This is a genomic window from Intrasporangium sp. (assembly GCF_032907665.1).
Classification (GTDB): Bacteria; Actinomycetota; Actinomycetes; order Actinomycetales; family Dermatophilaceae; genus Intrasporangium.
The window spans coordinates 31,060-39,179 of record NZ_JAJJPG010000010.1 but is presented as its reverse complement, the minus strand read 5'-3'; the positions used below and the strand labels follow the sequence as shown (position 1 = coordinate 39,179).

General features: G+C 70.8%; 9 protein-coding genes. 3 read left to right on the top strand and 6 right to left on the bottom strand.

What is annotated here, in order from left to right:
* Positions 1 to 65: 65 nt before the first annotated feature.
* The 4 genes from LOY02_RS03185 to LOY02_RS03170 all read right to left on the bottom strand — a co-directional run bounded on the left by LOY02_RS03185 (position 66) and on the right by LOY02_RS03170 (position 4,833).
* On the bottom strand, positions 66 to 2,873 hold the full coding sequence (locus LOY02_RS03185; RefSeq protein ID WP_317180881.1) for a cation-translocating P-type ATPase: 2,808 nt from the start codon (positions 2,871 to 2,873) through the stop codon (positions 66 to 68).
* Entirely contained in the window at positions 2,870 to 3,529 is a 660-nt protein-coding gene (locus tag LOY02_RS03180) for a methyltransferase domain-containing protein (RefSeq protein ID WP_317180880.1), read from the bottom strand. Before LOY02_RS03180 ends, LOY02_RS03185 begins: the two co-directional genes overlap by 4 nt.
* A 93-nt stretch (positions 3,530 to 3,622) precedes the next feature.
* Positions 3,623 to 3,940, bottom strand: coding sequence for a rhodanese-like domain-containing protein (locus LOY02_RS03175; RefSeq protein WP_317180879.1), 318 nt, complete (start codon positions 3,938 to 3,940; stop codon positions 3,623 to 3,625).
* Between the two features lie 230 nt (positions 3,941 to 4,170).
* Positions 4,171 to 4,833: a phosphodiesterase gene (locus tag LOY02_RS03170; RefSeq protein WP_317180878.1), complete on the bottom strand. Its 663-nt coding sequence runs from the start codon at positions 4,831 to 4,833 to the stop codon at positions 4,171 to 4,173.
* A gap of 278 nt (positions 4,834 to 5,111) precedes the next feature.
* Between LOY02_RS03170 and LOY02_RS03165 the strand changes: the two genes are divergently transcribed.
* The 3 genes from LOY02_RS03165 to LOY02_RS03155 all read left to right on the top strand — a co-directional run bounded on the left by LOY02_RS03165 (position 5,112) and on the right by LOY02_RS03155 (position 6,499).
* Positions 5,112 to 5,375, top strand: coding sequence for a metal-sensitive transcriptional regulator (locus tag LOY02_RS03165; RefSeq protein WP_317180877.1), 264 nt, complete (start codon positions 5,112 to 5,114; stop codon positions 5,373 to 5,375).
* 63 nt (positions 5,376 to 5,438) lie between these two features.
* On the top strand, positions 5,439 to 5,810 hold the full coding sequence (locus LOY02_RS03160) for a carboxymuconolactone decarboxylase family protein (protein WP_317180876.1): 372 nt from the start codon (positions 5,439 to 5,441) through the stop codon (positions 5,808 to 5,810).
* 239 nt (positions 5,811 to 6,049) lie between these two features.
* The gene (locus LOY02_RS03155) at positions 6,050 to 6,499 is read left to right on the top strand and encodes an NINE protein (protein WP_317180875.1); all 450 of its coding nucleotides are present in this window, start codon (positions 6,050 to 6,052) and stop codon (positions 6,497 to 6,499) included.
* 10 nt (positions 6,500 to 6,509) lie between these two features.
* On the opposite strand, the gene LOY02_RS03150 is transcribed toward LOY02_RS03155, so the two are convergent.
* Together LOY02_RS03150 and LOY02_RS03145 are read right to left on the bottom strand one after the other, a co-directional pair.
* A complete protein-coding gene (locus LOY02_RS03150; protein WP_317180874.1) occupies positions 6,510 to 7,838 on the bottom strand; it encodes an FAD-binding oxidoreductase in 1,329 nt (442 codons plus the stop codon).
* 96 nt (positions 7,839 to 7,934) lie between these two features.
* Positions 7,935 to 8,120: hypothetical protein (locus LOY02_RS03145; protein ID WP_317180873.1), on the bottom strand; the 186-nt coding region annotated here is incomplete at its 5' end.

Sequence of the window (8,120 nt, the reverse complement as noted above, 5' to 3'; positions counted from 1 at the left end):
TGGGCGGGGTGGGCACTTCGGGGCCACTCGAGTGGGCGGGGTGGGCACTTCGGGGGGCACGAGGGTCAGCGGCGGCGAATGAGCTTGGACAGCTCCTCGAGCCACAGCACGACCGAGGCCATGCCGATGCAGATCGCCCACTGCCCGAGCGAGAGCGACTCGGTGCCGAACGCCGTCTGGAGGAAGGGGACGTGCACGACGGCAACCTGCAGGACGAGAGCCAGACCGATCGCAGCCCACAGCCAGTGGTTGTTCGTCAGGTGGCGGAAGGCACTGGTCTGGTCGGACCGCGAGTTCAGGGCGTTGAACAGCTGGGCGATGACGAGGGTGGTGAAGCCGGCCGTCCGGGCGACCTCGAGCGTCGAGGAGCCTTCGACGATCCCGCCCGGGAGCATCACGTCGAGCGTCAGCAGGGTCACCGTCGCCATGACGACGCCGATGAAGGCGATCCGCGCCCACATGGCTCGGTCGAGGATCCGGTCGGACTGCCGGCGGGGCGGGCGGGCCATGACGTCGTCGATCTCCGGGTCGAGGCCCATCGCGAGCGCGGGTCCGGAGTCCGTGACGAGGTTGATCCAGAGGATCTGGGTCGCGAGGAGGGGCAGCACGATCGTCCCGGGCTCCGCGGCTTCCGAGAGACCGATGACACTGGCCAGCACGACGCCGAAGAAGACGGTGGCGACCTCGCCGAGGTTCGAGGAGAGCAGGTAGCGCAGGAACTTCTTGATGTTGTCGAAGATGACCCGGCCCTGGCGGACGGCGTCGACGATCGTCGCGTAGTTGTCGTCGCCGAGGATCATCCGCGACGACTCCTTGGTGACCTCCGTGCCGGTGACGCCCATCGCAATACCGATGTCGGCCGACTTGAGGGCGGGGGCGTCGTTGACACCGTCGCCGGTCATCGCGACGACGAGGCCGTGGCTCTGGAGCGCGTCGACGATGCGAAGCTTGTGCTCGGGGGCGACCCGCGCATAGACCGTCGTGTCGAGCACCGCCTGACGCAGGTCCTCGTCGCTGAGGGTGTCGAGGTCGGCGCCGGACAGGGCCCGCTGGTCGGGGTCGGTGATGCCCAGGTCAGCGGCGATCCGGGCCGCGGTGCCGGGGTGGTCACCGGTGATCATCACGGTGCGGATGCCTGCCCGGTGGGCCTCGGCGACGGCGTGTCGGGCCTCGTCGCGGGGCGGGTCGATGATGCCGACGAGTCCGAGCAGGACGAGGCCGGACTCGGCGGACTCGTCGAGCTGGCGCTGCCCGGCCTCGTCCCGGGTCGCGTCAGCAGCGACGTCGACGTCCCGGTAGGCGACACCGAGGGTGCGGTAGGCGTCGGCGGACAGATCCTCCACCGCGCTGAGGAAGCCGCTGCGGTGGGCCTCGTCGAGGGGGACGACCCGGTCCCCGACCATCACCGATGCACAGTGCTCGAGCAGGACGTCCGGCGCTCCCTTGACGAAGAGCCGGTGCTCGTCCTCGTCGAGATGGTGTCCGAGAATCGACATCATCTTGCGCTCCGAGGTGAAAGGGACCTCGGCCTCGCGCTCGTAGCGGGCGACGACGTGCTCGGCGTCCTGGAGCTTGCGCAGTGCCACGAGGAAGGCGGCCTCGGTGGGGTCACCCTGGATGGTCCACTCGCCGTCCTCCTGGAGGAGCTGGGCATTGTTGGCCAGGGCGCCGGCGACGACGACGTGCCGGGCCTCGCGGAGCAGGTCGGGCTCGGTCCCGTCGGTGGGCTGGTAGCGGGCCTTTCCCTCAGGCCGGTAACCGATCCCGGAGAGCTCGACGTGCCCGCTCGGGGTGATGATCCGCTTGAGCGTCATCTCGTTGCGGGTCAGGGTGCCGGTCTTGTCGGAGCAGATGACCGAGGCCGAGCCGAGGGTCTCGACGGAGTGCAGGTCCTTCATCACCGCGTTGCGGTGGGCCATGGCCCGCACGCCGAGCGCGAGGACGAGGGAGAGGATCGCAGGCAGCCCTTCGGGCACGGCGGCGACGGCCAGCGAGACGCCCATGAGCAGGATGGTGACGGCGTCCTGCATGTCGTCGATGCCGTTGAGCAGCGCGATGGCGACCATGACGACGACGGCGATGCCGATGACGAGCAGGCCCAGGGTCTTGGAGACGGTCGCGATCTCGCGTTGGAGCGGCGACGGCTCCTGCTCGGTCTGGTCGAGCAGCTCGGCGATGGACCCCATCTCGGTGTCCATGCCGGTTTCTGTGACGACTGCCCGGCCGACGCCCTGGACGACGGCCGTGCCGCGATAGACCATGTTGCGCCGGTCGCCGAGTGAGGCGGGCGCGCGCAGCGGCTCGGGCGACTTCGGGGTCGTCTCCGACTCGCCGGTGAGCGAGGCCTCCTGGAGGCGCAGACCGGTCGCGGTCAGCAGCCTGGCATCGGCACCGACCGAGTCGCCCTCGGCGAGGCTGAGCACGTCCCCGCGAACGAGGTCTCGGGCCGGCAGGCTGACGAGCCGCCCGCCCCGCACGACAGTCGAGGTGGTGGCGGTCATCGAGGCGAGGGCTGCGACGGCGCTCTCCGCCTTGGACTCCTGGACGAGGCCGAGGACGGCGTTGGCAAGGACGATCAGGGCGATGACGATGGCGTCGATCGGCAGCGAGTCCGCGCCCTCGCCCAGCCACGCCGCGAGGGAGATGACGATCGCGACGAGGAGGAGATAGACCAACGGGTCCTGGAACTGCTGAAGTACTTTGCGCCACAGCGGGACCGACGCCTTGGCGCGCAGCTCGTTCGGCCCGTCGGCTTCGAGGCGGGCGCTCGCCTCGGCGTCGGAGAGTCCGGCCTCCGGGTCGATGCCGAGGGCCTCGGCGACCTCTTCGGCGGGTCGAAGTGTCGGGTCGTCACGGAGCGTGCTCGTCGTCATGCCGTTCCCTGGGCGGTGCGCGGGGCTGCGAGGACGTGCCAGAAGGGGCCCCGATGGACGTGCCGGGGGTCGAGGCCGCGCCCACGGAGGGTCTCCGTGATGACCTCGGGCGGGTGCGCGTAGGCACGGTACTCCCGCCCCACCGCCCGCACGAAGAGGTTGCTCACCGCGAGGGCGGCCATCGAGCCGAGGTGCCGGGGCGGGTGGGTGAGGATGACGCCCCTGCGGGCGTGGGCACCGGCAGCGCCCACGAGCCGCTCGACGTCGGGATAGCAGCAGACGACGCGGTGCAGGACGACGAAGTCGTGCACGTCCGCGACATTCGCGTCGACGGCGATGTCGCCGAGGCGTCGGGTCATCCGCTCCGTCGTCCCGGCCTCCGCCGCGAGCGCCTGTGCGTCCTCGTCGTAGGCGGGGCTCAGCTCGAGGTTCGTCGTGAGCGCCGCACCGTGGCGAAGCAGCTCGAGCTGGATCTCCCCGACGCCGCCGCCGATCTCGAGCACGCTCGCGCCCTCGATCCCGTGGCCGACAAGCCAGTCGACGACCCGCTGCGCGGGCCGACCGAGGCCGTGCTTGCGGTAGCGCCGGGCGGCCTGGTGGGCGAAACGAGGTCCGAAGACCCGGTCGCACCCCCTGGGATCGCAGCAACCGGCCATGGGTCGAGTATGCCCCGACCCATGGCGGTGCCGACGACTCGTCCGGTCGGGCGCCTCAGAACGGGCAGCCCGGACGGACCACGGACACGGCGGTCAGGCCGGACGCGTCCCCCGGACGACGGGTCGGCCGGACTGGGCCCAGGCGGAGGTGCCGCCGTCGACGGAGCGTGCGTCGATCCCTGCGCGCTGGAGGAAGCTGGCCATGGCCTCGCTGCGGTTGCCGGTCGCGCAGATGAGGTAGTTGACCCGAGTCTTGTCGAACTCGTGCACGCGTGAGGCGAGCTGGCTCATCGGGATGAGCCGCGCGCCCGGGACGTGCCCGCCGACGTATTCCATGGGTTCGCGGATGTCGATGACGGGCGCGCCGTCGGCATGGGCGGCGGCGAGCTCGGAGATGGTGGCATGCAGCATGGACAGGTTCCTTCACTTGGCTCGTGAGATATACCCCTGGGGGTATGTTCGCTGGGGCAAACGGTAGCGGATGCCTCCCCATTCCCTGCAAATCCGTCCTGCACATCCGCCCTGCATGTCCGCGCGCTTTCCGCACAGCCCCGGGAGGGCTGCGGCGAGCGGGAGCCGGCTCAGCGGCATACGGCCCATTGCGGTGGCGTATGCCGCTGACCTCGCTGCCGCTGGGATGCTCAGTGGGTGCGACGTCCCAGGCGACGCGCCGTGCGGTAGGCCGGCTCGCGGATCGCGGTGACCCAGGGGGGCGCGACGGTGCCCTCGAGCTGGCGCACGAGCGGGTCGAAGCGTGGCGACGCGCCGCGCATCTCGGGTCCGACCTCGATGATGCCGACCCGTGACCAGGCGCCGCCGTCGAGCCCGACGCTGAGCTCGACCTGCCGGGCGCGGGGGTCGAGCGGCTGCACGAGGAGCAGCAGCGACCTCGTTCCCGCCCGCAGGGGCAGGAGGGTCGTCATCGGCTCGCTCATCGGGTGACGGGTCATCCGGAGGAGATGACGGCCGATGCGCCCTGTGCCGGTGCTGGCGAAGAGGAGGTCTGCCGGTTCGCAACCGGGGCCGGCCGACTCGACGCGCAGCGCGAATCCGCCGATGTCCCAGAAGCCCTCGGGCGTGCTCATGGCGCGGGACATGCGCGCGATGCAGTCATGCTGCCCGCGCTCGCTCAGCAGGCGCACTCCTGATCCGACGACCGGTGCATCGATGCGCAGGACCGCGCGGTGCGTGCGGCCCTTCGCATGCAGCGGCTTGCCGTGCGTGACGGCGGCAACGAGGCCCAAGGTGACGGCGAGCGCTCGGCCCGCGACCCTGGCCCCGGTGTGGACCGCCGCTGTCGTCATGCCTGGTCCGTACCCGGTCGGACAGGCGCGTTCACACCGCGGCGCGGACACACCAGAGGTCCTGCGGCCCTCCACAGTCCGCAGGACCCGTCTGATGGATTGCAGGAGGATCGCATCCGCTCGTCGTGGTCCTCCAGTTTCCATTGCACGCCCGCAGCGGGCCGCGGGCGGCCACTCGTGGTGGACCTCACATTGCGGCGGCTGCTCGCCCTATCCCCCCAGGGGGTTATGGTCGAAGGGAGCCCCCACCCGATCCGACGGTCTCGGAAAGGCGCCTGATGCAGCTGGACGCAGAGTCGATGACCGCGATCCGCAACCGCACCAAGCGTGCTCACGGCCATCTGGGCAAAGTCATCTCGATGATGGACGAGGGCGCCGACTGCGAGGACGTCGCGCTGCAGCTCTCGGCCGTCATCAAGGCCCTCCAGCGCACCGGCGTGGTGCTCGTCACGGACGGCATGAAGGCGTGCTTCGAGCCCGGGCGAGATCCCGACGACGCGGAGCTCCGCCACCTGCAGAAGCTCTTCCTCAGCCTCGCCTGACCCACGGCCATCCTCGCAAGGACCCGCGAACCCACGAACCAGAACGATCACGAAAGGCACGCCATGACCGACACCACAGCCACCGAGACGAATCACACGCACGGCAAGCAGGTCATGCAGGACATCGCTCCGCTCAGCCGGTCCCTGCGCAAGGCCATCCCGGACGTCTACGCAGGCTTCAGCGAGCTGCACAAGGCTGCCCTCGCGCCGGGCGCCCTCGACACGAGGATGAAGGAGCTCATCGCCCTGGCCATCTCCGTCGTCGAGGAGTGCGACGGCTGCATCGCCTCGCACGCCCGAGGTGCGGCACGTGCGGGCGCGACCCGCGAGGAGGTCGCCGAGGCGATCGGCGTGACGATCCTCATGGCGGGCGGGCCCGCGACGGTCTACGGGCCGCGGGCCTTCTCCGCCTTCGAGGACTTCGTCGAGGGCTGACCACCCCGTCAAGGGGACCCGCGCGGCCGCGTGGCGCGGGTCCCTCATGCCGTATGCCGCTGGGCCGGCCTCGCCTCCACCGCTCGCCGGTGAGAGGGTTCCCACCCGCGACGTCACCGGGGGGACTAGCGTGGCTGAGTGAAGACCGGGGGGATCTGGTGCTCGCCTCCGATCCGCGATCGACCGCACGACTGAAGGACAGGCGACCGATCGACGCACGCACCACCGACGGAGGAACGATGTCGACCACCCCGCAGCCGCAGCCGGAGCCCCAACAGCCAGAGTCGCTGGCCGACGGACTGGCCGGGCAGCAGCCCGGTTCGCAGAACCCGCCGGCCGGGTGGTACCCGGACCCGGAGGGCAAGCCGATGTCCCGCTACTGGGACGGCATGACCTGGACAGAGCAGCTCGCACCGCTCAATGCGCCTGCACCCGGCCAGATCGGCACCCGCTATGCCGTGGACGCGAGCGGTCAGCCGGTGAGCCCGAGCTCGCGCCTCGCGGCGACCCTGCTCTGCTTCTTCCTCGGCGTCCTCGGGGTGCACCGGTTCTACGTCGGCAAGGTGGGAACTGGAATCCTCCAGCTCGTCACCCTGGGTGGCTTCGGCATCTGGGCGCTCGTCGACCTGGTCATGATCATCGTCGGCGCCTTCCGCGACAAGCAGGACCGGCTGCTCCTCAACTGGTGAGCCCGGCGCCTCACCTGGCGCGGCTCGGGACGATGTTCTGGTTGAGGTGGAAGACGTTGTCCGGGTCAACGGTGTCCTTGAGGGCGGTCAGGCGGGCCAGCTTCGCTGCTGAGTAGGCACGGCGGACCCCGGCGGTTCCGTCGTCGCCCAGCACGTTGACATAGGCGCCGCTCGCGAACGGTTCGAGACGGGCCGCGCTTGCCCGGGCCGCCGCGATCCGTGCCTCGTCCTGGGTCGGGTCCGTCCAGCGCGCGGCCCCGACGTATTCGAAGGCCGTCTGGCGCTGGCTGAAGGCCGTCGCCTCGTCCGGCACGTCCGCGATGGCGCCGCCATACGCCTGGAGGCTGGCGGCCACCGAGGGGTCGTGTCCGAGAAGGGCCTCGATGGCGTCGTCACCGAGATCGCGGAAGTAGTGGCCCTTCCAGTAGCGGCGGACTTCGTGCCCCTGGGGAGTGTCGTCGCGTCGCTGGAGCTCGAGGTAGGACAGCTCGCCCACGCGCCGCGCGGCGGGCCGGCCGAGCGCGGTGAGCTCGCGCGCGTGCTCCTCGCCCGCTTCCGGCGCACCGACCCACACGAAGCCCAGGGTCGCGACCCCATCCAGGATGGTCGCCGTGTAGGTCGCCGCCCGAGGCGCATCCGCAGCCAGGTCTCGCCAGCGTGCCATCGGGAACGCCGCCTCGGCGACCGGGAAGTCGAGCTCGACGCTCACGGCTCTGGTGCCCGTGGCGTGGAGCCGGAACTCGAACTCGGTCACCACGCCGAAGTTGCCGCCCCCGCCACGCAGTCCCCAGAACAGCTCGGGGTTCTCGTCGGCCGATGCCCGGACGACGTCGCCGGCTGCGGTCACGACCTCACAGGACAGCACGTTGTCACAGGCCAGGCCGTGCTCACGGGCAAGCCACCCCATTCCTCCGCCCAGGGTCAGGCCACCGACGCCGGTGTGCGACACGTTGCCGGCCGTGGTGGCCAGTCCGTGCGCCTGTGCGGCCGTGTCGAGCTCGCCGAGCAGCGCGCCGCCCTGGACCCATGCCCGCCGCCGCTCCGGGTCGACCCGGACACGCTTCATCGGGGTCAGGTCGATCATCAGGCCACCCTCGGGCACCGCGTGCCCGACGACGCTGTGCCCACCGCAGCGGACGCCGATCTCGAGGTCCTCGCTCCGAGCCAGTGCGATCGCGGCCGCGACGTCGCCGGTCTCACGACAGCGGACGATGAGTGCCGGCCGACGGTCCACCATGGCGTTCCACACCTTGCGTGCGCGGTCGTACTCCACGTGTCCCGGTCGGAGGATCTCGAGGGCTGACACGTCGTTTCGCTGCGTGCTCCTGCTGTCGACCACGACCGCACCTCTCCTTCACGCTGCCCCTGTCCCGAGTACGCACTACTGAAGACCACCCACCTCAGCCGGGGCAACGGAAAAACGGCGACGCGGCCGCTACCGTGGCCGGTGGCGTCCGGAATCCTGGCCTTCACGCGGGGCCAGGTCTGCGAAGGGCTGGATCGCGATGCCGTGGTCCACCTCGCGCATGCCCAGCTCGTAGGCGGCGGTCCCCGTGGCACGGAGCGCGACGTCGGGGCGGCCGTCCCGACGCACCGTGACCTCGAGGTCGGCGATGGAGCA

Coding starts and splice junctions, on each gene's coding strand:
- LOY02_RS03155 (WP_317180875.1), top strand. CDS start 6,050: ATGTCGACCACCCCGCAGCCGCAGCCGGAGCCCCAACAGCCAGAGTCG.
- LOY02_RS03175 (WP_317180879.1), bottom strand. CDS start 3,940: ATGCTGCATGCCACCATCTCCGAGCTCGCCGCCGCCCATGCCGACGGC.
- LOY02_RS03165 (WP_317180877.1), top strand. CDS start 5,112: ATGCAGCTGGACGCAGAGTCGATGACCGCGATCCGCAACCGCACCAAG.
- LOY02_RS03160 (WP_317180876.1), top strand. CDS start 5,439: ATGACCGACACCACAGCCACCGAGACGAATCACACGCACGGCAAGCAG.
- LOY02_RS03185 (WP_317180881.1), bottom strand. CDS start 2,873: ATGACGACGAGCACGCTCCGTGACGACCCGACACTTCGACCCGCCGAA.
- LOY02_RS03180 (WP_317180880.1), bottom strand. CDS start 3,529: ATGGCCGGTTGCTGCGATCCCAGGGGGTGCGACCGGGTCTTCGGACCT.
- LOY02_RS03170 (WP_317180878.1), bottom strand. CDS start 4,833: ATGACGACAGCGGCGGTCCACACCGGGGCCAGGGTCGCGGGCCGAGCG.